General features: G+C 65.5%; 22 protein-coding genes. 21 read left to right on the top strand and 1 reads right to left on the bottom strand.

Translation table 11 applies throughout. The features are described from left to right. The first annotated feature begins 5 nt into the window (after window positions 1-5). A complete protein-coding gene (thiE, locus tag BKY59_RS09915) occupies window positions 6-707 on the top strand; it encodes a thiamine phosphate synthase (protein WP_206362050.1) in 702 nt (233 codons plus the stop codon). Window positions 708-803: 96 nt separating this feature from the next. Here thiE and BKY59_RS09910 read toward each other — a convergent pair whose 3' ends face one another. Continuing rightward, the gene (locus tag BKY59_RS09910; RefSeq protein WP_076071272.1) at window positions 804-1,355 is read right to left on the bottom strand and encodes a peptidoglycan L,D-endopeptidase MepK; all 552 of its coding nucleotides are present in this window, start codon (window positions 1,353-1,355) and stop codon (window positions 804-806) included. Window positions 1,356-1,435: 80 nt separating this feature from the next. Here BKY59_RS09910 and BKY59_RS09905 point away from each other — a divergent pair, with 80 nt between their 5' ends. The 20 genes from BKY59_RS09905 (at window position 1,436) to BKY59_RS09810 (ending at window position 20,441) form a co-directional block, all read left to right on the top strand. After that, window positions 1,436-2,461: a L,D-transpeptidase family protein gene (locus tag BKY59_RS09905; RefSeq protein ID WP_083672038.1), complete on the top strand. Its 1,026-nt coding sequence runs from the start codon at window positions 1,436-1,438 to the stop codon at window positions 2,459-2,461. 74 nt (window positions 2,462-2,535) lie between these two features. Continuing rightward, on the top strand, window positions 2,536-3,123 hold the full coding sequence (locus tag BKY59_RS09900) for a M23 family metallopeptidase (protein WP_076071111.1): 588 nt from the start codon (window positions 2,536-2,538) through the stop codon (window positions 3,121-3,123). Between the two features lie 78 nt (window positions 3,124-3,201). Beyond that, window positions 3,202-3,765, top strand: a complete 564-nt coding sequence (efp, locus tag BKY59_RS09895; protein ID WP_076071109.1) for an elongation factor P — start codon at window positions 3,202-3,204, stop codon at window positions 3,763-3,765. Between the two features lie 103 nt (window positions 3,766-3,868). After that, window positions 3,869-4,684 (top strand): inositol monophosphatase family protein, encoded by an 816-nt coding sequence (locus tag BKY59_RS09890; protein WP_076071107.1) that lies wholly within the window; start codon window positions 3,869-3,871, stop codon window positions 4,682-4,684. A gap of 273 nt (window positions 4,685-4,957) precedes the next feature. Further along, window positions 4,958-5,335, top strand: a complete 378-nt coding sequence (gene ndhC / locus BKY59_RS09885) for an NADH-quinone oxidoreductase subunit A (RefSeq protein WP_076071105.1) — start codon at window positions 4,958-4,960, stop codon at window positions 5,333-5,335. Continuing rightward, complete coding sequence (locus BKY59_RS09880; protein ID WP_076071103.1) at window positions 5,326-5,868, top strand: NuoB/complex I 20 kDa subunit family protein; 543 nt, start codon at window positions 5,326-5,328, stop codon at window positions 5,866-5,868. The genes ndhC and BKY59_RS09880 overlap by 10 nt, the downstream gene beginning before the upstream one ends. Then, window positions 5,865-6,527, top strand: coding sequence for an NADH-quinone oxidoreductase subunit C (locus tag BKY59_RS09875; RefSeq protein ID WP_076071101.1), 663 nt, complete (start codon window positions 5,865-5,867; stop codon window positions 6,525-6,527). The genes BKY59_RS09880 and BKY59_RS09875 overlap by 4 nt, the downstream gene beginning before the upstream one ends. Continuing rightward, window positions 6,524-7,786, top strand: a complete 1,263-nt coding sequence (locus BKY59_RS09870) for an NADH-quinone oxidoreductase subunit D (RefSeq protein WP_083672037.1) — start codon at window positions 6,524-6,526, stop codon at window positions 7,784-7,786. Before BKY59_RS09875 ends, BKY59_RS09870 begins: the two co-directional genes overlap by 4 nt. A 2-nt stretch (window positions 7,787-7,788) precedes the next feature. Next, window positions 7,789-7,968: a hypothetical protein gene (locus BKY59_RS09865; RefSeq protein WP_076071099.1), complete on the top strand. Its 180-nt coding sequence runs from the start codon at window positions 7,789-7,791 to the stop codon at window positions 7,966-7,968. Then, window positions 7,961-8,608 carry a complex I 24 kDa subunit family protein gene (locus BKY59_RS09860; protein ID WP_076071097.1) on the top strand — a complete coding sequence of 216 codons (648 nt, stop codon included), beginning with the start codon at window positions 7,961-7,963 and terminating at the stop codon, window positions 8,606-8,608. The genes BKY59_RS09865 and BKY59_RS09860 overlap by 8 nt, the downstream gene beginning before the upstream one ends. 21 nt (window positions 8,609-8,629) lie before the next feature. Beyond that, a complete protein-coding gene (nuoF, locus tag BKY59_RS09855) occupies window positions 8,630-9,928 on the top strand; it encodes an NADH-quinone oxidoreductase subunit NuoF (protein WP_076071095.1) in 1,299 nt (432 codons plus the stop codon). 4 nt (window positions 9,929-9,932) lie between these two features. Then, window positions 9,933-11,948, top strand: a complete 2,016-nt coding sequence (gene nuoG / locus BKY59_RS09850; protein WP_076071093.1) for an NADH-quinone oxidoreductase subunit NuoG — start codon at window positions 9,933-9,935, stop codon at window positions 11,946-11,948. A 64-nt stretch (window positions 11,949-12,012) separates the two neighbouring features. Then, the gene (gene nuoH, locus BKY59_RS09845) at window positions 12,013-13,059 is read left to right on the top strand and encodes an NADH-quinone oxidoreductase subunit NuoH (RefSeq protein WP_076071091.1); all 1,047 of its coding nucleotides are present in this window, start codon (window positions 12,013-12,015) and stop codon (window positions 13,057-13,059) included. After that, entirely contained in the window at window positions 13,059-13,544 is a 486-nt protein-coding gene (nuoI, locus tag BKY59_RS09840; protein WP_076071089.1) for an NADH-quinone oxidoreductase subunit NuoI, read from the top strand. Before nuoH ends, nuoI begins: the two co-directional genes overlap by 1 nt. Before the next feature lie 81 nt (window positions 13,545-13,625). Continuing rightward, complete coding sequence (locus tag BKY59_RS09835) at window positions 13,626-14,240, top strand: NADH-quinone oxidoreductase subunit J (RefSeq protein WP_076071087.1); 615 nt, start codon at window positions 13,626-13,628, stop codon at window positions 14,238-14,240. Continuing rightward, entirely contained in the window at window positions 14,237-14,542 is a 306-nt protein-coding gene (gene nuoK / locus BKY59_RS09830; protein ID WP_076071085.1) for an NADH-quinone oxidoreductase subunit NuoK, read from the top strand. Before BKY59_RS09835 ends, nuoK begins: the two co-directional genes overlap by 4 nt. An 8-nt stretch (window positions 14,543-14,550) precedes the next feature. Further along, window positions 14,551-16,632, top strand: coding sequence for an NADH-quinone oxidoreductase subunit L (nuoL, locus tag BKY59_RS09825; RefSeq protein WP_076071083.1), 2,082 nt, complete (start codon window positions 14,551-14,553; stop codon window positions 16,630-16,632). 85 nt (window positions 16,633-16,717) lie between these two features. After that, window positions 16,718-18,286, top strand: a complete 1,569-nt coding sequence (locus tag BKY59_RS09820) for an NADH-quinone oxidoreductase subunit M (RefSeq protein WP_076071267.1) — start codon at window positions 16,718-16,720, stop codon at window positions 18,284-18,286. After that, a complete protein-coding gene (nuoN, locus tag BKY59_RS09815) occupies window positions 18,286-19,737 on the top strand; it encodes an NADH-quinone oxidoreductase subunit NuoN (protein WP_076071081.1) in 1,452 nt (483 codons plus the stop codon). The genes BKY59_RS09820 and nuoN overlap by 1 nt, the downstream gene beginning before the upstream one ends. After that, complete coding sequence (locus BKY59_RS09810) at window positions 19,734-20,441, top strand: biotin--[acetyl-CoA-carboxylase] ligase (RefSeq protein WP_276205505.1); 708 nt, start codon at window positions 19,734-19,736, stop codon at window positions 20,439-20,441. Before nuoN ends, BKY59_RS09810 begins: the two co-directional genes overlap by 4 nt. Window positions 20,442-20,757 lie beyond the last annotated feature (316 nt).

Raw genomic sequence — 20,757 nt, 5'->3', positions numbered from 1 at the left:
GAGGCATGACCGACCTGCCCGACATCGAAGACGACGCCCTGAAACTGGACCCGGCCTTTGCCGACCGGTTCGAACCGCAGTTCCGACCGGCGTGCCAGCTCTACCTGATTTCCCCGCCGACGATCGGAGACGATTTTCCCGCGATGCTTGAAGCGGCGCTGGACGCCGGGCCGGTGGCGGCGTTCCAGTTGCGGTTAAAGGGAATCGACGATCACCGCATCGCGGCGCTGGCCCAACCACTGGTCGCCATCTGTCAGGCGCGCGAAGTGGCGTTCATCGTCAACGACAGTATCGGCCTTGCCAAGCGGCTGGGCGCGGACGGCGTGCATCTGGGGCAGGAAGACGGCGACCCGCGCGACGCCCGCGAGCAGCTGGGCAAGACCGCGCAGATCGGCGTCACCTGCCACGACAGCCGGCATCTGGCGATGGAAGCGGGCGAGCGCGGGGCGGACTATGTCGCGTTCGGGGCGTTCTTTCCCAGCACGACCAAGCCGGGGGAGCATGTCGCGGAGCCGGCGCTGCTGGGCTGGTGGACGACGGTGTTCGAGACCCCCTGCGTCGCGATCGGCGGGATCACGGCGGACAACGCCGCGCCGCTGGTCGCGGCGGGCGCGGACTTCCTTGCGGTAAGTGGCGCGGTGTGGGAACATCCGGACGGGCCGGCGGCAGGCGTACGGGCGTTTGCGGGGGTTTTGGGGCAGGGGTGAGGCCGGTTCAGTGTGCTCGAAGCGGCCGCATCGAGATCCCGGTTTTCGCCAGGGAACGCTAGCGGTTCTGGTAAGCGTTGGCGTGCGGCATAAGCCCTACCAGGTCCGCAGCTGTCCGGTATCGACATGGACGAAGCCGTCGCGCGGGTAGTAGCCTACGCCGCCGCGGCGCAGGGAGTAGGCGGCGGCGCGGAGCGTGGCGAGCGGGACGCCGGGCATGGCGATGTCGCTGGCCTTGCCGAGCATGTGCTGGCTCTTGCCCGCGACGCCGCTGTGCGCGCCGCCGGCTTCCTTGAGGCGCCCGTTCGTTTCGGGCGAGCGGTAGCCGGAGATCAGGTCGAACCCCTTGCGCGGCGCGACGCCCAGCCGGTCGCGCAGATCACCGAGCAGGTCGAGCAGGTCGCGGTCCATGAGGTGGGTCTGGCCGGTGCGCCAGTCGCGCAGGCCGTGGTTGATCTCGGCGATCCCCTGACGGTCCAGCCCGGTGGGGCCGTAGTAGCGCGCATCGACGCGTTCGTTGGTATGGACGTTGCGGAAGGCGAGGCGCCGTTCGCGCGTATCGGCAAGGGCGGGCGTGGCAAACAGCGCGGTGCCGCCAAGGGCGAGCATTCCGCCGAGCAGCCGTCGTCGTCCCGTGTCGAATTCCATCATTATGCTGGTCACCCCGGAAAGATTTGCCGTAGCCCTGCGTTTGAGTCGGCTTGGATTGAACATAAGGGCCTGCACGCATGAAGAAATCGTTGGTTGCCCTGACCGGTCTCGGACTTTGCACGGTCGGTCTGATATCCTGGCCTTCGACTGCGCAGCAGGCGGCGCCCGCGCCGGATGCGCCGGCCGCCGGCGTCGACATGACCGTGCTGCATGTCCAGGTCCTGCTCGACCATCTCGGATTCGGGCCGGGGGTGATCGACGGCAAGGGCGGCATGTCGTTCCGGAACGCGCTGTCCGGTTTTCAAGGCGCGCGCGGCCTGCCCAAGACGGGCAAGGTGGACGCCGCCACGTTGAAGGCGCTCTATCCCTATCGTGCGGTGCGGCCGGTGCGCGTGCTGGCGCTGAGCCAGGCGGATGCGGCCGGGCCCTACCAGGGGCCGTTGCCCAAGGAGCCGGCCGATCAGGCGAAGCTGCCGGCGATGGGCTACGCCAATGCGATGGAGAAGCTGGCGGAGAAGTTTCACACCACGCCGCAGACGCTGGCGGCGCTCAATCCGGGCGGGCGGATTGCACCGGGTGCCCGGCTGCGCTTTCCCAACGTCCTGCCGTCGTCGCGCGCCTATGATCCGAAGCTGAAGCCCGAATGGCGGCAGACGCTGTCCGACCTGAACGTCAGCGCGACCCAGCCGCAGGGCAAGCGGATCGTGGTCGACAAGTCGGAGGGCGTACTGAAGGTGTACGGCGAGGACGACAAGCTGCTCGCGCAATTCCCCGCGACGATGGGCAGCGAGCATGACCCGCTGCCGCTCGGCGACTGGAAGATCCAGGGCGCGGCATATAACCCGCCGTTCCACTATAACCCGACGCTGTTCTGGGATGCGGACGACAGCGACAAGAAGGCGCTGCTGCCGCCGGGGCCGAACGGGCCGGTGGGTGTGATCTGGCTGGACCTGTCGAAGCCGCATTACGGGATCCACGGGACGCCGAGCCCGGAGACGATCGGCCGGGCGGAAAGCCATGGCTGTATCCGGCTGACCAACTGGGACGCGGCGCGGTTGTCGCTGATGGTGAAGCCGGGGACGCCGGCGCATTTCCAGGCTTGAGGGTGCGGTCGGGGTCTGGTGAAGCTGTTTCGCCTTAGGCCCCGGCCCGCCCCGGGGAACGATGGGAGTGGGTTTTGAACAGGTTCGGTAAGGCGATCGTCGCCATTCTGGTTCTGGCTTTGATCTCGATCGTGTCGATGGTGCGGTTCGTGGATCCGCCGGCGAGCGCCCCTGCGCCGTCGGCCGCGACGACGGACGACGCGGTGCAGGGCGAGATCGCGATCGCGCCGACGGGGCTGGCGGTTCCGGTGGCGGGCGTACGACCGGAGCAGTTGACCGACACGTTCGACGATGCGCGCGAGGGCCATGCGCACGGCGCGCTCGACATCATGGCGCCGACCGGCACGCCGGTGGTCGCGGCTGCCGGAGGGCAGGTCGATAAGATCTTCGAGAGCGAAGCCGGCGGGCATACGGTCTATGTCCGGTCGCCGGATCGGCGCTGGATCTATTATTATGCGCATCTCGAGGGCTATGCTCCCGGGCTGGTCGAGGGGCAGCGGCTGGTCCGCGGTACGCTGATCGGGACGGTGGGCTTTTCGGGCAATGCGAGCCCTGCCGGGCCGCATCTCCATTTCGAAATTCGCCGGATGAGCGCGGACGAGCCGTGGCACGGCGGTCGGCCGATCGACCCGTACCGTGTGCTGGCCCCGCGCGCAGCATGACGACCGGACCGCTTGAGCGTGGGGCCAGGGTCGGCTAGACGCCGCGGCTGCTCTTTCCCATCATCAAGCGAGGCCCCCGTGAAGATCAGCGGCGTGGATATCCGTCCCGGTAACATCATCGAATATGAAGGCGGGCTGTGGCGCGCGGTCAAGATTCAGCACACGCAGCCCGGCAAGGGTGGGGCCTATATGCAGGTCGAGCTGAAGAACCTGATCGACGGGCGCAAGAACAATGTCCGGTTCCGCTCGGCCGAGACGGTCGAAAAGGTGCGGCTCGATACCAAGGATTTCCAGTTCCTGTTCGCCGACGGCGACGCGCTGACGTTCATGGACAAGCTGAACTACGATCAGGTGCAGCTCGACCGCGGCACCCTGGGCGATGCGGCGGCATTCCTGCAGGACGGCATGGACGTAGTGATGGAATTGTACGACGAGCGGCCGATCTCGGTCCAGCTGCCCGACACGGTGGAGGCGATGATCGTTTCGGCCGACGCGGTGGTGAAGGGGCAGACGGCGTCGTCGTCCTACAAGCCGGCGGTGCTGGAGAACGGCGTGCGCGTCATGGTGCCGCCGCATATCGGCGCGGGCACCCGGATCGTGGTCGACGTGTATGAACAGACCTATGTGAAGCGCGCCGACTGACATCGAGACCAGGGGTGCGTCGCGGTTGCGCGACCGCCCCGTACCGATCGCGTGCACCCACCCCCGACCCCTCCCTTGAAAGGGAGGGGGGAAAGAAAAGATCATGGCAGCCCAGTCCGGCCTCATCACCGTCATGGAGCGCGCGGCGCGCAAAGCGGCCCCGCGCCTGCGCCGCGATTTCAACGAGACGCAGGAATTGCAGGTCAGCCGCAAGGGGCCGGCCGACTTCGTCAGTCAGGCCGACCGCCAGGCCGAACAGACGCTGTACGAGGAACTGAAGCGCGCGCGGCCCGACTGGGGCTTTCTGGGCGAGGAGGGCGGCGTCGTCGAGGGCGATCCGACCAAGCCGCGCTGGATCGTCGATCCGCTCGACGGCACCACCAACTTTCTCCACGGCCTGCCGCATTTCGCGATCTCGATCGCGGTGGAGGAGCCCAAGCCCGGCGGGCGGACCGAGATCACGCAGGGGCTGGTGTACCAGCCGCTGACCGACGAGAGTTTCTGGGCGGAGAAGGGCCGCGGCGCGTGGCTGCACGACCGCCGGCTGCGCGTGTCGAGCAGGCGCGACCTGACCGAATCGCTGATCGCGACGGGCATCCCGTTCGCAGGGCACGGCGATTTCGCGCAATGGCGCAAGATCTACGACGCGGTCGGGCCGGAAGTGGCGGGCATCCGCCGGTTCGGGGCGGCGTCGCTCGATCTGGCCTGGGTCGCCGCCGGGCGGTTCGACGCGTTCTGGGAAAGCGACCTGCAACCATGGGACGTGGCGGCGGGCATCCTGCTGGTGCGCGAGGCTGGCGGGTTCGTCACCGATTTCCGAGGGGGCGAACGCGTGATGGAACGCAACGAATATATCGCGGCAAACGACGGGCTGCATTCGCGGCTGCACAAACTGATTGCGGGTGCGTTGCGGGTCTGAGGTCTGGTGCTCCCGCTCTCCCTTGGGGGCGGGGGAGCGCGGCGTCTGTGGTAACGTTCCGTCCCGGCGCAGGCCCTGCTCCCCCTCACCCAACCCTTTCCCCTGAAGGAGAGGGCTCAAGACGGTAGCGCGACCCGTACGCCGCCGCGGGGCGAAATGCCCAAGGCTTTGCGAGTCATTCTCACCCGGCCGATCCTTGCCTACCGCACCTGCGAAGTTTAAGTGCTCAACCTCAAGATGGTCCGGTTCACGGGGCGTCACCGGAGAAGTTTCATGGCGTCCGTCGCCGGCGGCTACCTGCCGATCCTGTTGTTCCTGGGCGTCGCGATGGCGCTGTCGACGGCATTCGTGCTGTTGCCGATGCTCGTGTCGAAATTCACCGGCGCGTCGAAGCCCTACGCCGACAAGCTGGCCGAATATGAATGCGGCTTCCCCGCGTTCGAGGATAGCCGGTCGCAGTTCGACGTGCGTTTCTACCTGGTCGCGATCCTGTTCATCATCTTCGACCTGGAGGCGGCATTCCTGTTTCCCTGGGCCGTGGCGCTGGGCGGCATCGGTTTTGCGGGCTGGGCGGCGATGATGATCTTCCTGGCCGAACTGGGGCTGGGCTATGCCTATGCCTGGAAGAAGGGAGCACTCGATTGGGAGTAGAACTGGCACGCACGATCCCCGCCCCGGGAACGGAGCCGGATCGCGCCTTCTTCGACGACATGTCCGCCGAGGTGCAGGACAAGGGCTTTCTCGTCACATCGACCGAGGACCTGTTCACCTGGGCCCGGACGGGATCGTTGTGGTGGATGACGTTCGGCTTGGCGTGCTGCGCGGTCGAGATGATCCACGTGAACATGCCGCGCTACGACCTCGAACGGTTCGGTGCGGCACCGCGGGCCAGCCCGCGCCAGTCGGACGTGATGATCGTGGCGGGGACGTTGTGCAACAAGATGGCCCCGGCGCTGCGCCGCGTGTACGACCAGATGTCGGAACCGCGCTACGTCATCTCGATGGGCAGCTGCGCCAATGGCGGTGGCTATTACCACTACAGCTATTCCGTAGTGCGCGGGTGCGACCGTATCGTGCCGGTCGATATCTACGTGCCCGGATGTCCGCCGACCGCGGAAGCGTTGCTGTACGGCATCATGCAGTTGCAGCGTAAGATCCGGCGCGCCGGGACGATCGAGCGATGAGCGGGCTGACCTATCCGCGCTATGCCGCGAACGACGGCATCGCCGACGAGGCGACGGCCGCGCTGGGCGACATGCTGCTCTACGCCGCCGAGGCGGTGGGCGAGATCATGTTGCATGTCCGGCGCGATGCGCTGGTGGACGTGATGCGCGTGCTGCGTGGGCAGATGCAGTATCAGCAGCTGATGGAGATTGCGGGTGTCGACTATCCGGAGCGTGAAGAGCGTTTCGAGGTGGTCTATTGCCTGTTGTCGTTGACCCGCAATCACCGCATCCGGGTGCATGTGCAGACCGACGACCGCAAGCCGGTGCCGTCGCTGACCGGTCTCTGGCCGGTCGCCGGGTGGCTGGAGCGCGAGGTGTTCGATCTGTACGGCGTGTTGTTCTCGGGCAATCCCGACCTGCGCCGTATCCTGACCGACTACGGGTTCCGTGGCCATCCGCTGCGCAAGGATTTTCCGCAGACCGGCTATGTCGAGCTGCGCTATTCCGAGGAAGAGAAGCGAGTCGTCTATGAGCCGGTGAAGCTGGCGCAGGATTTCCGCAGCTTCGATTTCACCAGTCCGTGGGAGGGCGGCGCCTATGTGCTGCCCGGCGACGAGAAGGTGCCGGAGGCCAAGGGTGCGCCGACGCCGCTGAAGGCCGACGAGGTGAAGAGATGATGGACTATATCGATATTCCGCATCGCGAGAATACGCCCGAGGAACTGGCGGAGCGCATCACGCCGGCCGATCCGAGCGTCGGCGATGTCGAGATCCAGAACTACACGATCAATTTCGGTCCGCAGCATCCGGCCGCGCACGGCGTGCTACGGCTGGTGATGGAGCTGGACGGCGAGATCGTCGAACGGGTCGACCCGCATGTCGGCCTGCTTCACCGCGGCACCGAGAAGCTGATCGAGCAGAAGACCTACCTGCAGGCGCTGCCCTATTTCGACCGGCTCGACTACTGCTCGCCGCTGTGCATGGAGCACAGCTATGTGCTGGCGATCGAGAAGCTGCTCGGGCTCGAGGTGCCGCTGCGGGCGCAATATCTGCGCGTGCTGTTCGCCGAGGTGACGCGGATCATGAACCACATGCTGAACCTGGGTTCGCATGTGATGGACGTCGGCGCGATGACGCCGAACCTTTGGCTGTTCGAGCTGCGCGAAGACACGATGGGCTTTTACGAGCGTGCATCCGGCGCGCGGATGCATGCCGCCTGGTTCCGCCCGGGTGGCGTGCATCAGGACGTGCCGCTGAAGCTGCTGACCGATATCGGCGACTGGGTGGACGACCGGTTCCCGAAGCTGTTCGAGGACGCGATCAGCCTGGTCGCGGACAACCGCATCTTCAAGCAGCGCAACGTCGACATCGGCACGGTCAGCCGTGACGACGCGATCGCATGGGGCTTCTCGGGTCCGATGATCCGCGCAGCGGGCATTCCGTGGGACTTGCGCAAGTCGCAGCCCTACGACGTGTACGACCGGATGGAATTCGACGTTCCGGTCGGCACGCGCGGCGATTGCTACGACCGGTTCATGGTGCGGGTGGAGGAAGTGCGGCAATCGCTGCGCATCATCAAGCAGTGCCTGGCGCAGATGCCGGAGGGGCCGATCGCTTCGCTCGACCGCAAGGTGGTGCCGCCCAAGCGGGCTGACATGAAGCAGTCGATGGAAGCGATGATCCATCACTTCAAGCTGTATACCGAAGGCTTCCACGTGCCCGCGGGCGAGGTCTACGTCGCGACGGAAAGCCCGAAGGGTGAATTCGGCGTCTATCTGGTCGCCGACGGGACGAACAAGCCCTATCGCTGCAAGATCCGGCCGACGGCGTTCAGTCATCTGCAGGCAATGGACTTCATGATGAAGGGCCACATGCTGGCGGATACCACGGCCGTGCTGGGTGCCGCGGACATCGTGTTCGGGGAGTGCGACCGGTGACGATGAAGCGGGCTCTTCCGCTGTGGCTCTATGTCGTGGTTGCGACGCTCATCGCGGTGACCGCGTTCGGCATTGCCCAGATTTCGGATGGCGCAGGCATGCCGTTCGTCATTCTCGCGACCACGCTGTGGGCCGCCTTTTCAGTTTCCCATCAGCGCAGGTGGCACAAGACGCATGGCTGACGCAGCCCACATCCCCGACGAAGTCGAGACGCGCGCCCGCTGGGGCGGGTTCGCATGGAACGAGGCGAACGCCGCGAAGGCGCGCGAGATCATCGCGCGTTATCCTGACGGCCGCGCGCACAGCGCGGTCATGCCGTTGCTCGACCTGGCCCAGCGTCAGGTGGGGGCCGAGACACAGACCCAAGGCTGGTTGCCGGTCCCGGTGATCGAATATGTGGCCCAGTCGGTCAACATGCCGTTCATGCGCGCCTACGAAGTCGTGACCTTCTACACCATGTACAACATGGCACCGGTCGGGCGTTTCCATGTGCAGGTCTGCGGCACGACCCCGTGCATGCTGCGTGGATCGGACGATGTGTTCGCCGCCTGCAAGAATCGTGGGCTGTCCAAGGGCCACACCACGCCGGACGGACTGTTCACGCTGACCGAGGTCGAGTGCATGGGCACATGCGCCAACGCGCCGATGGTGCAGATCAACGACGACAATTACGAGGACCTGACGTTCGACAGCATGTCCGCGATCCTGGAAGCGCTGGCCAATGGCGAGACGCCGAAGGCCGGATCGCAGATCGGGCGGATGGCATCGGCGCCGGAAGGCGAACGTACGACCCTGCACGCCTATCAGGGTGCGGACGCGTGAGCGGCATGAAGGAGCACGACCGTGCTTGACGACAAGGATCGCATCTTCACCAACCTGTACGGCCAGCAGGACTGGGGCGTCGACGCCGCGATCAAACGCGGCGACTGGGACGATACCAAAGGCCTGATGGCGCGCGGGCAGGACGGTATCATCGACGCGATCAAGGCTTCGGGCCTGCGCGGGCGTGGTGGTGCCGGTTTCCCGACCGGCATGAAATGGTCGTTCATGCCCAAGGAATCGAAGAACGGGAAACCGAGCTTTCTCGTCATCAACGCCGACGAGTCCGAACCGGGGTCCTGCAAGGATCGCGAGATCCTGCGCCATGATCCGCACAAGCTGATCGAGGGCGCGCTGGTCGCCGGCTTCGCCATGCGGGCGCGAGCGGCGTATATTTATATTCGCGGCGAGTATATCCGCGAAGCCGAGACGCTGTTCGCGGCGGTGGCGCAGGCCTATGCGCGCGGGTTCATCGGCAAGAATGCGTGCGGGTCGGGCTACGACTTCGACGTGTTCGTGCACCGCGGGGCGGGCGCCTACATCTGCGGCGAAGAAACGGCGATGCTGGAAAGCATTGAGGGCAAGAAGGGCCAGCCGCGGCTGAAGCCGCCGTTCCCGGCGGGTGTGGGCCTTTACGGCTGCCCGACGACGGTAAACAATGTCGAGTCGATCGCGGTTGCGCCGACGATCCTGCGGCGCGGGGCGGAGTGGTTCGCGGGCATCGGGCGCGAGAAGAACCAGGGTACCAAGCTATTTCAGATCAGCGGCCATGTGAACCGGCCCTGCGTGGTCGAGGACGCGATGGGCGTGTCGTTCCGCGAACTGATCGAGACGCATGCCGGCGGCATTCGCGGTGGGTGGGACAATCTGCTGGCGGTGATCCCGGGCGGATCGTCGGTGCCGCTGGTGCCGGCCGCGCAGATCATCGATGCGCCGATGGATTTCGACGGGCTGCGTGAGTTGGGTTCGGGGCTGGGCACGGCGGCGATCATCGTCATGGACAAGTCGACCGACATCGTTCGCGCGATCAGCCGACTGAGCTATTTCTACAAGCATGAATCCTGCGGCCAGTGCACGCCGTGCCGCGAAGGCACCGGCTGGATGTGGCGCGTGATGGAGCGGCTGCGCGAAGGCAATGCCGAGATCGGTGAGATCGACATGCTGGAGGAGGTGACCCGGCAGATCGAGGGCCACACCATCTGCGCACTCGGTGATGCGGCGGCCTGGCCGATTCAGGGACTGATCAAGCATTTCCGCCCCGAGATCGAACGCCGGATCATCGAAAAGAACGGTGCCGCGCCTTACGCGGTGGCGGCGGAGTAACGACATGCCAATTCTGACCGTCGACGGGATCGAAGTGGAGGTGCCGGCCGGTGCCACCGTGCTCCAGGCCTGCGAAGCCGCGGGGAAGGAGATTCCGCGTTTCTGCTATCATGAGCGGCTGAGCATCGCTGGCAATTGCCGGATGTGCTTGGTGGAGGTGAAGCCGGGTCCGCCCAAGCCGCAGGCGTCGTGCGCACTGCCGGCGGCGGACAAGATGGAGGTCTTCACCACCAGCGAAAAGGTGAAGAAGGCGCGCGAGGGGGTGATGGAGTTCCTGCTCATCAACCACCCGCTCGATTGCCCAATCTGCGACCAGGGCGGCGAGTGCGACCTTCAGGATCAGTCGCTGGCCTATGGCCGCGGGCACAGCCGCTACGACGAGAACAAGCGCGCGGTCACCGAAAAATATATGGGGCCGATCGTCAAGACGGTCATGACGCGCTGCATCCAGTGCACGCGCTGCGTCCGGTTCGCGCAGGAAGTGGCGGGCGTCGAGGAGATCGGCGCGATCGGCCGCGGCGAGAACATGCAGGTCACGACCTATCTGGAACATGCCGCGACGAGCGAACTGTCCGGCAATGTGGTCGACCTGTGCCCGGTCGGTGCGCTGACGTCGAAGCCCTATGCGTTCGAGGCGCGTCCGTGGGAGTTGAAGAAGACCCACGGGATCGACGTGATGGACGCGGTTGGCACGAACATCCGGCTGGACAGCCGTGGTCGGCAGGTGCTTCGCGCGCTGCCGCGGCTGAACGAAGACGTGAACGAGGAATGGGCGTCGGACAAGACGCGCCACGCGGTCGATGGGCTCGTGCGGCGGCGGCTCGACAGCCCCTATGTCCGGCGTGACGGCAAGCTGGCGAAGGCGAGCTGGGCCGAGGCGTTCGCGGCGGTGAAGGCGGCGGCGGATGCGGCCGGTTCGTCGGTGGCGGCGATCGCGGGCGATCTGGTCGATGCCGAGACGATGTATGCGGCCAAGGCGCTGCTGCGGGCAATCGGGTCGGACATGCTGGAAGGTCGGCAGACGGGTCTCGCCTACGACACGTCCAGTATCGCCGCGGTCAATTTCAACACCACGATCGCCGGGATCGAGACGGCGGACGCGGTGCTGCTGGTCGGCACCAACCCGCGGTGGGAGGCACCGCTGGTCAACACGCGCATCCGCAAGGCCGTGAAGCGTGGCGCGCGGGTGTTCGCGATCGGCGAACCGGTCGACCTGACCTACCCGGTCACCTGGCTCGGCAACGACGCCGCGCTGCTCGGCGACCTGCCGCAGGCGGTGACCGATGCGTTCGGCGGTGCCGAACGGCCGGCGGTGATCGTCGGTGGCGGCGCGCTGAAGATCGACGGGTTGCAGGCGGCGACGCTGGCGCTGGTCGAGACGCTGGACCTCATCAAGCCGGACTGGAACGGCTATAACGTCCTGCACATGGCGGCGTCGCGGATGGCGGGGCTGATGCTCGGCTATGCGCAGGACGGCGGCATCGCGGCGGTGGCGGAAAAGGCCCCGAAGCTGCTCTTCCTGCTGGGTGCGGACGAGGTCGATTTCACGCGGTTCGGCGGCAGTACCAAGGTGTATGTCGGCCATCACGGCGACAAGGGCGCGGCGGCGGCGGACATCGTGCTGCCGGGTGCGGCCTATGCCGAGAAGGCCGGGACGTGGGTCAACCTGGAAGGGCGCGTGCAGCGTGGCGAGCGGGCGGTGTTCCCGCCGGGCGATGCGCGTGACGACTGGAGCATCTTCCGCGCGCTGTCCGAAACGCTGGGGCACACGCTGCCGTTCGATACGCTGGCGGCATTGCGTGCGGCGATGACGGCGGAGGTCCCGGCGCTGGGCGTGCAGGGGCTGGCCGGTTATGTTTGGGGCGTACCGACCTTGCCGTCGGTTCCGGTATCCGGCACCTTCGGGCTGCCGATCGCGGACTTCTACCTGACCAACGCGATCTGCCGGGCCAGCCCGACGATGCAGCGCTGTTCGGACGAGATCATCCACGGCCACGACTATGCGGAGGCCGCGGAATGAGCGAGCTCTTCGCCATGCCTGTCAATCCGCGCGCGACGTCGCGCCGCCATGGGGGCCTTGCGGCATGACCGGTTTCTTCGCCGATACGCTTGGCATGGGCTATAATGCGGGGTGGTTCACGGCCACCATCGTCGGCATCCTGCTGATCGCGTTGCCGCTGATGCTGTCCGTCGCGATGATCATCTACGCCGATCGCAAGATCTGGGCGGCGATGGCGCTGCGCCGCGGACCGAACGTGGTGGGTCCGTTCGGGCTGCTGCAGTCGTTCGCCGACGGGTTGAAAGTGTTCCTCAAGGAAACGATCATTCCGTCGTCCGCCAACCGCGGGCTGTTCCTGATTGCGCCGATCCTGACGTTCACGGTGGCGCTGGTCGCCTGGGCGGTGATTCCGTTCGGGCCGAACATGGTGCTGGCGGACATCAATGTCGGGCTGCTCTACATCCTCGCGGCGTCTTCACTGGGCGTGTACGGCATCATCATGGCGGGCTGGGCGTCCAACTCGAAATATCCCTTCTATTCGGCGCTGCGCGCGGCCGCGCAGATGGTCAGCTACGAAGTGTCGATCGGGTTCATCCTGATCTCGGTCGTGCTGTGGGCCGGCACGTTCAACATGGGCGGCATCATCGATGCGCAGCGCGGCAACATCTTCGGTATCGTCAGCGCGTTCGGACTGAATCCGCTGCTGTTCCCGATGGCAGTGATGTTCCTGATCTCGTCGATGGCGGAGACGGCGCGCGCGCCGTTCGATCTGACCGAGGCGGAAAGCGAGCTCGTCGCCGGGTACCAGACCGAATATTCGTCGATGAGCTTCGCGCTCTTCTGGCTTGGCGAATATGGCAACGTGCTGCTGATGTGCGCACTGAACGCTGTCCTGTTCTGGGGTGGCTGGTTGCCGCCGGTGGATTGGGCGCCGCTCTACATGGTGCCCGGGATCATCTGGCTGTTCGCCAAGATCCTCATATTCTTCTTCATATTCAGCTGGGTGAAGGCGACGGTTCCGCGCTATCGCTACGACCAGTTGATGCGGCTGGGCTGGAAGATCTTTCTGCCGATTTCGCTGTTCTGGGTGTTCCTGGTGTCGGGATACCTCATGCTGACAAGGTATAGCTGATGGGTATCGCGTATCTCGTTAAATCGTTCACGCTCTGGGAGTTTCTCAAGGCGCACACGCTGACGCTGAAGTATTTCTTCAAGCCAAAGGCGACGATCAACTACCCGTACGAGAAGAACCCGCTGAGCCCGCGGTTCCGCGGCGAGCACGTCCTGCGACGCTATCCGAATGGTGAGGAGCGCTGCATCGCGTGCAAGCTGTGCGAGGCGGTATGCCCGGCGCAGGCGATCACGATCGAGGCGGAGCCGCGCGACGACGGCAGCCGCCGCACGACACGCTATGACATCGACATGACCAAGTGCATCTTCTGCGGCCTGTGCCAGGAAGCCTGCCCGGTCGATGCAGTGGTGGAAAGTCCGAACTTCGAATATTCGACCGAGACCCGCGAAGAACTGATCTACGACAAGGCCAAGCTGCTGGCGAATGGCGACCGGTGGGAGCGTGCCGTCGCGGCGAACCTTGCCGCCGACGCGCCCTACCGCTAAGGCCCGCTCGACTCCCGCGCCGTCGTCCGTAACGGAAGGCGGCGCGGGTCGGACGCCCACCGGTTTGAGGACCGTTTCGCTTTGATCCAGACGATCGCCTTCTACCTGTTCGCCACGCTGGTCATCGCGTCAGGCGCGTTGACGATCGTCGCGCGAAACCCGGTCCATTCGGTGTTGTGGCTCATCCTGGCGTTCTTCAACGCCGCAGGCCTCATGGTGCTGGTGGGGGCGGAGTTCATCGCGATGCTACTCGTCATCGTGTACGTCGGCGCGGTGGCTGTGCTGTTCCTGTTCGTCGTCATGATGCTGGATATCGACTTTTCCGAGCTGCGCGCCGGCTTCGGGCGCTATCTGCCGTTCGGCGTGCTGCTGGTCATCGTGCTGGCGGTGGAGATCATCTTCGCGGTGGGTGCCTGGAATGCTGGCGGCATCGGGCTGGGTGCGGCGACGTCGCCCACGCCGGAAGGCATGTCCAACATCCAGGCGCTCGGTACGCTGCTCTACACGCGATATCTGTATATCTTCGAGGCAGCCGGACTGGTGCTGCTGGTCGCGATGATCGGTGCGATCGTGCTGACCCACCGGACACGGAGCGGCGTGCGAGCGCAGAATATCAGCCGTCAGAACCAGCGCCGGCCGCAGGATGCGGTGCGCAACGTATCGGATCAGCCGTCGGGCAAGGGAGTGACGCTGTGATCGGGATCCAGCATTTCCTGGTGGTATCGGCCATCCTGTTTTCGATGGGCGTGTTCGGCATCTTCCTGAACCGGAAGAACATCATCATCATCCTGATGGCGATCGAGCTGATCCTGCTGAGCGTGAATATCAACCTGGTCGCCTTCTCCGCCTATCTCGGCGATCTGGTGGGGCAGGTGTTCGCGATGTTCGTGCTGACCGTGGCCGCCGGCGAGGCTGCGATCGGTCTCGCCATCCTCGTCATCTATTTCCGCGGACGCGGCACGATCCTGGTTGACGACGTCAACCGGATGAAGGGGTAGTTCGCACCGTGATTGCCGTCATCGTCTTCCTGCCGTTGCTGGCAGCCATCGTCGCGGGCCTGGGCCAGCGAATGATCGGCGCCGTGCCGTCGAAGCTCATCACCACCGCCGGGCTGTTCGCCGCCTGCGCGCTCAGCTGGCCGATTTTTCTGGGTTTCCTGGGCGGCACGATGACCGCGCATGTCGAGACCGTGCTGCCGTTCATCCGGTCGGGCGATCTGGCGGTCGACTGGGCGTTGCGCGTCGATGCGCTGACTGCCGTCATGCTGGTCGTCATCACGTCGGTATCGGCGCTCGTCCACCTGTATAGCTGGGGCTATATGGCGGAGGACCCGGATCAGCCGCGGTTCTTCGCCTACCTGTCGCTGTTCACCTTCGCCATGCTGATGCTGGTGACGTCGGACAATCTGATCCAGATGTTCTTCGGCTGGGAAGGCGTCGGGTTGGCGTCCTATCTGCTGATCGGCTTCTGGTACAGGAAGCCGAGCGCGAACGCGGCGGCGATCAAGGCGTTCGTGGTCAATCGCGTGGGTGATTTCGGTTTCTCGCTGGGTATCTTCGGGACGTTTCTCGTGTTCGGCACCGTGTCGATCCCGGCGATCCTGGCGGCGGCGCCGGGCATGGCCGGATCGACGATCGGGTTCCTGGGCGGCCGGTTCGACACGATGACCGTGCTCTGCCTGCTGCTGTTCGTCGGCGCGATGGGCAAGTCGGCGCAGCTCGGGCTGCATACCTGGCTGCCGGACGCGATGGAGGGGCCGACGCCGGTCTCCGCGCTGATCCACGCGGCCACGATGGTGACTGCGGGCGTGTTCATGGTGTGTCGCCTGTCGCCGATGTTCGAAGTGTCGCCGACCGCGCTGACGGTGGTGACCTATGTGGGGGCCGCCACCGCTCTGTTCGCTGCGACGGTTGGGCTGGTGCAGACCGATATCAAGCGCGTGATCGCCTATTCGACCTGTTCGCAGCTGGGCTACATGTTCTTCGCCGCGGGCGTCGGGGCGTATGGTGCGGCGATGTTCCACTTGTTCACGCATGCCTTCTTCAAGGCGCTGCTGTTCCTGGGGGCCGGTTCAGTTATCCATGCGATGCATCATGAGCAGGACATGCGGTTCTACGGTGGCCTGCGGAAATCGATTCCGATCACTTTCTGGGCGATGCTGGCCGGGACGTTGGCCATCACCGGGGTCGGCGTTGCGGAGGTGTTCGGCTTCGCGGGCTTCTATTCCAAGGACGCGATCATCGAGGCGACCTATGCCGCCGGCAGTGATGCGGGGCAGATCGCGTTCGGGGTGGGCGTGTTCGCAGCGCTGCTGACCAGTTTCTATTCGTGGCGGCTGATGTTCCTGACCTTCTTCGGCGCGCCGCGCTGGGCCGGGTCAGAGCATATCCAGCATGCGGTGCACGATGCGCACGGTCATGGACATGACGCGACGCATGGCCATGACGACCCGGCCGCGGCCGAGGACGCCGGCCATGCGCCGCATGCCCATGACGCTGGCTCGCACGATGTGGCGACCGGGACGGCGGGTTATCATCCGCATGAGAGCCCGTGGCCGATGCTGGTGCCACTGGTCGTGCTGACGATCGGCGCGGTCTTCGCCGGCTTCGTGTTCCACGAGCCGTTCATCGGCGCCGAACATGGCGCGGCCTTCTGGTCGGGCAGCCTCGCTTTCAACGAACATCTGATGCATGCGATGCACGGCGTGCCGGAATGGGTGAAACTGTCCGCCACGGTCGCGATGGCCGTCGGTTTCCTGCTTGCGCTCTGGGCCTATGTGTTGAACACCAGCATTCCGGGGCGGGTCGCTGCCACCTTTGGCGGGTTGTATGCCTTCCTGCTCAACAAATGGTATTTTGACGAGTTGTACGCGTTCCTGTTCGTGCGGCCGGCCTTTGCGATCGGTCGGATGCTGTGGAAGCGCGGCGATCAGGGGACGATCGACCGGTTCGGGCCGAACGGGCTCGCCCGGCTGGTGGTCGGCGGCGGCGTGCTGACCCGGCGGTTGCAGTCCGGTTATCTCTACACCTATGCGCTGGTCATGCTGCTGGGCCTTGCGGCCGCGGCGACCTGGGCGATGACGCGGTGACTGGCATGTCGGCCATTGCAATGGGTATGGTAAAGGCGACGCGCGCTTCGGGCATGGTCCGGGCCACGGCGGGGGTGAAGTGAACGTGCTCGGGTTTCCCATCCTATCGATCATGATCGCGGTCCCTGCGGTCGCGGCGGTGCTCTGCCTGCTGATGCCGGGCGCACCGGAGCAGAAGGCAGCGACCGCGCGCTGGCTGGCGCTGGCCGCCACGCTGATCGACTTCGCGCTGGGCGTGCTGTTGTGGACATCGTTCGACGTCGGCGGCGCGCAGTGGCAGTTCCAGGAATATGCGCCGGTGTTCGGGCGTTTCGCCTGGGCGATGGGGATCGACGGCATCGCGCTGATGCTCATCATGCTGTCGGTGTTCCTGATGCCGATCTGCATCGGGGCAAGCTGGATCGCGATCACCAAGCGGGTGCCGGAATATATGGCGGCGTTCCTGTTGATGGAAACGCTGATGATCGGCGTGTTCGCGGCGCAGGACCTGTTCCTGTTCTATATTTTCTTCGAGGCCGGACTGATTCCGATGTACCTCATCATCGGCATCTGGGGCGGTGCGGAGCGGATCTACGCCAGTTACAAGTTCTTCCTGTACACGCTGCTGGGTTCGGTCCTGATGCTGGTCGCGATGCTGTGGATGGCGCGCGAGGCCGGGACGACGTCGGTGCCCGCCCTCATGGCGCACGACTTCCCGGTCCAGGCGCAAACTTGGCTGTTCCTAGCGTTCTTCGCCTCTTTCGCGGTGAAAATGCCGATGTGGCCGGTCCATACCTGGTTGCCGGACGCGCACGTCCAGGCGCCGACCGCAGGATCGGTGATCCTGGCGGGCGTGCTGCTGAAGATGGGTGGCTACGGCTTTATCCGTTTCTCGCTGCCAATGTTTCCGGAGGCGTCCGCGCAGCTGGTCTGGCTGGTGCTGGGGCTGAGTATGGTGGCGATCGTGTACACCTCGCTTGTGGCCCTGGTGCAGAGCGACATGAAGAAGCTGATTGCCTATTCGTCCGTCGCACACATGGCGTTCGTGACGTTCGGGCTGTTCGCGTTCAACCGTCAGGGGCTCGAGGGCAGCCTGATGGTTATGCTGAGCCATGGCCTCGTATCCGGCGCACTCTTCCTCTGCGTCGGTGTGGTCTACGACCGGCTGCATACGCGGGAGATCGACCGGTACGGCGGGGTCGCGCAGAACATGCCGGCCTATGCGTTGCTGTTCCTGCTGTTCACCATGGCTTCGGTCGGGTTGCCGGGTACGTCGGGCTTCGTCGGCGAGTTCCTGGCGATGATGGGCGTTTACCAGATCAGCAGCATCGCGGGCTTCGTCGCGGTGACCGGGATCATCCTGGGTGCGGCATATATGCTCTATCTCTACCGCCGGGTCGTCTACGGTCCGCTCGAGAAGCCGGACGTGGCCGCCATGACCGACCTGAGCATGCGCGAATATGCGCTGCTCGTGCCGATCGCGGCGGTCGTCCTGTGGATGGGCGTCTATCCGCAGAGCTTCATGGCACCGATGGCCAAGGATGTCGGCTTTGTGTTGACGCGGCTCGACCGGGCGCGCCCGTCGAGCGACGCGCAGCCGACCGCCGGACGCGCCATAGCTCCCGCCCACGCAGCCGAACCCGCCCACGCAGCCGAACATGGCGGAGCGCACTGATGTCGACCTTGTCCTCAATCGCGCTGACGGCGCCCGAACTGTTGTTGTCGGTGGGCGCCATCGCGCTGCTGCTGTGGTGCGCATGGGGCGGTGACACGGCCACCCGCGCGATCAGCATCGCATCGGTCGCGCTGCTGACGGCGGCGGCGTTCCTGCTGCTTGGCCCCGCGGGTCAGGGCGGGCCCGGTTTCGGCGGGCTGTACCAGGCGGACGCGTTCGCCGCCTTCGCCAAGCTGCTGATCTATATCGCCTGTGCGGTCGGGATCATCATCGCGCCGCGCTTCTTTGCGGACGGCGGATCGATGCGCGCGGAATATCCGGTGCTCATCCTTCTGTCGGCGGTCGGCATGGGCATGATGGTGTCGGCCGGCGACCTGCTGACGCTCTATGTCGGTCTGGAGCTGCAGAGTCTGGCCGCCTATGTGCTGGCGTCGTTCATGCGCCGCGATACGCGTTCGGCGGAGGCGGGACTGAAGTATTTCGTGCTGGGCGCGCTGGCGTCCGGCATCCTGCTCTATGGTATCTCGCTGGTGTACGGCTTCACGGGCACGACGGATTTCGGTGGCATTGCCGCGGTGTTCGGGACCCCGGCCGAGGAGCCGGTTCGCCTCGGGCGGCTGTTCGGTCTGGTGTTCGTGTTCGCCGGTCTCGCGTTCAAGATTTCCGCCGTGCCGTTCCACATGTGGACGCCCGACGTCTATGAAGGTGCGCCGACCCCCGTGACCGCGCTGTTCGCGACCGCGCAGAAGGTGGCGGCGATGGCGCTGCTGCTGCGCGTCGCGATCGAGGCGATGGGGCCGGCGACCGAGGAGTGGCGGCAGATCGTGATCTTCTGTGCGCTCGCCTCCACCATCCTCGGCGGTGTGGCGGCGATCGGGCAGAGCAACATCAAGCGGCTGCTGGCCTATTCTTCGATCAACAATGTCGGGTTCGCGCTGTTCGGGCTGGTTCCGGGCACGGCGCTCGGCGTGTCGGCGGTGCTCACCTACATGGCGGTGTATGTCGCAATGACGCTGGGTGCGTTCCTGGTAGTGTTGCAGATGCGCAATGCACGCGGTGCGCCGGTCGAGACGATTGCGAGCCTGTCGGGCCTGTCGCGGACGCGACCTGCCCTGGCGGCAGCGATGGCGATGTTCATGTTCTCGCTGGCCGGGATCCCGCCGCTGTTCGGCTTCTGGCCGAAGTTCCTGGTGTTTGATGCAGTCGTGGATATCGGGCTGTGGCCGCTGGCGATGATCGGCATCGCGACGTCGGTCATCGGCGCTTATTATTATCTGCGGATCATCAAGACGATGTACTTCGACGAGCCCGCCGAGGCGTTCGCGCCGGGCGGCAGTCGGGTCGAAGGTGGTTTGATCGCGGTCGCTGCGGTGGTGGTCTCGCCGCTTGGTTACCTGATGATCGGGCCGTTGGGTCTGCTGGCGCTGAACGCCGCGAAGGCGCTGTTCTGACGCCCCGGGTCGAGACGGTCGCCGAGACCGGATCGACCAACGACGACATGATGGCGCGCGCCCGGGACGGGGCGAGCGAGGGATGCTGGATCCGGGCCGAGCGCCAAATCAGCGGGCGTGGACGGCAGGGCCGGGCCTGGTCTTCCGATACGGGTAACCTGTCCGCATCGACGCTGGTCCGGGTCCACCCCGGCGATCCACCTGCGCCGACGCTGGCGCTGGTCGCGGCGGTGGCGCTGCACGAGAGTGTCACGGTGGCGGTGCCGGGACTGGACGTCCGGATCAAATGGCCGAACGATTTGGTCGTTGGGGATGCCAAGCTGTCGGGAATCCTGCTGGAACGACAGGGCGATGCGGTCGTCGTCGGGTTCGGAGTCAATCTTCGTTCGGCGCCGTCGATTGCCGATCGCGCGACCGTCTCGGTGGCGAGCCTGATCGGCACCGCGCCGACACCGGCGGACTTCCTCGATATCCTCGCCGATCTGATGACCTACTGGATCGCGACCTGGCGATCGGCGGGGCTGGAGCCGGTGCGGCAGCGCTGGCTGGCGGCGGCGCATCCGATCGGGGCGGCGCTGCGCGTTCGAAGCGGCAACACGGCGGTCGACGGGCTGTTCGCGGGGCTGGACCGCGACGGGGGGCTGTTGCTGCGCACCGCGGAGACGGTGCGTACAGTGCATGCGGGGGACGTTTTCCTGTTGTAATGGGCGGGTGATGGCGAAGCGGAACGGCGGGTGCGAGGCAGATGCCGATCGCTCTGCTGGGATATCGTGGGTTGAGCCTACGCCCGGAGCACATGCCATCAGGCGTACGCTGAGTGGCCTTCGCTGCGATCTTCGGGCCTGCGCTGAAAGACGGACCGTCATGAGCGAGGCCTGACATATCACGCAGGTTGACGCTCCCGTCGGCCTGTTTCGAGCTCGGCACCACCTCGGTGCCGGGTTCTCGACAGGCTCGAACCAAACGGAATCGGATCCACGTTAATTGGCCGCAGCGATCCTGGTCTGGGCGGGAACGCCG

Source organism: Sphingomonas montana, assembly GCF_001956315.1.
GTDB classification, from domain to species: domain Bacteria; phylum Pseudomonadota; class Alphaproteobacteria; order Sphingomonadales; family Sphingomonadaceae; genus Sphingomonas_R; species Sphingomonas_R montana.
This window is presented reverse-complemented; position numbering and strand designations above follow the sequence as displayed.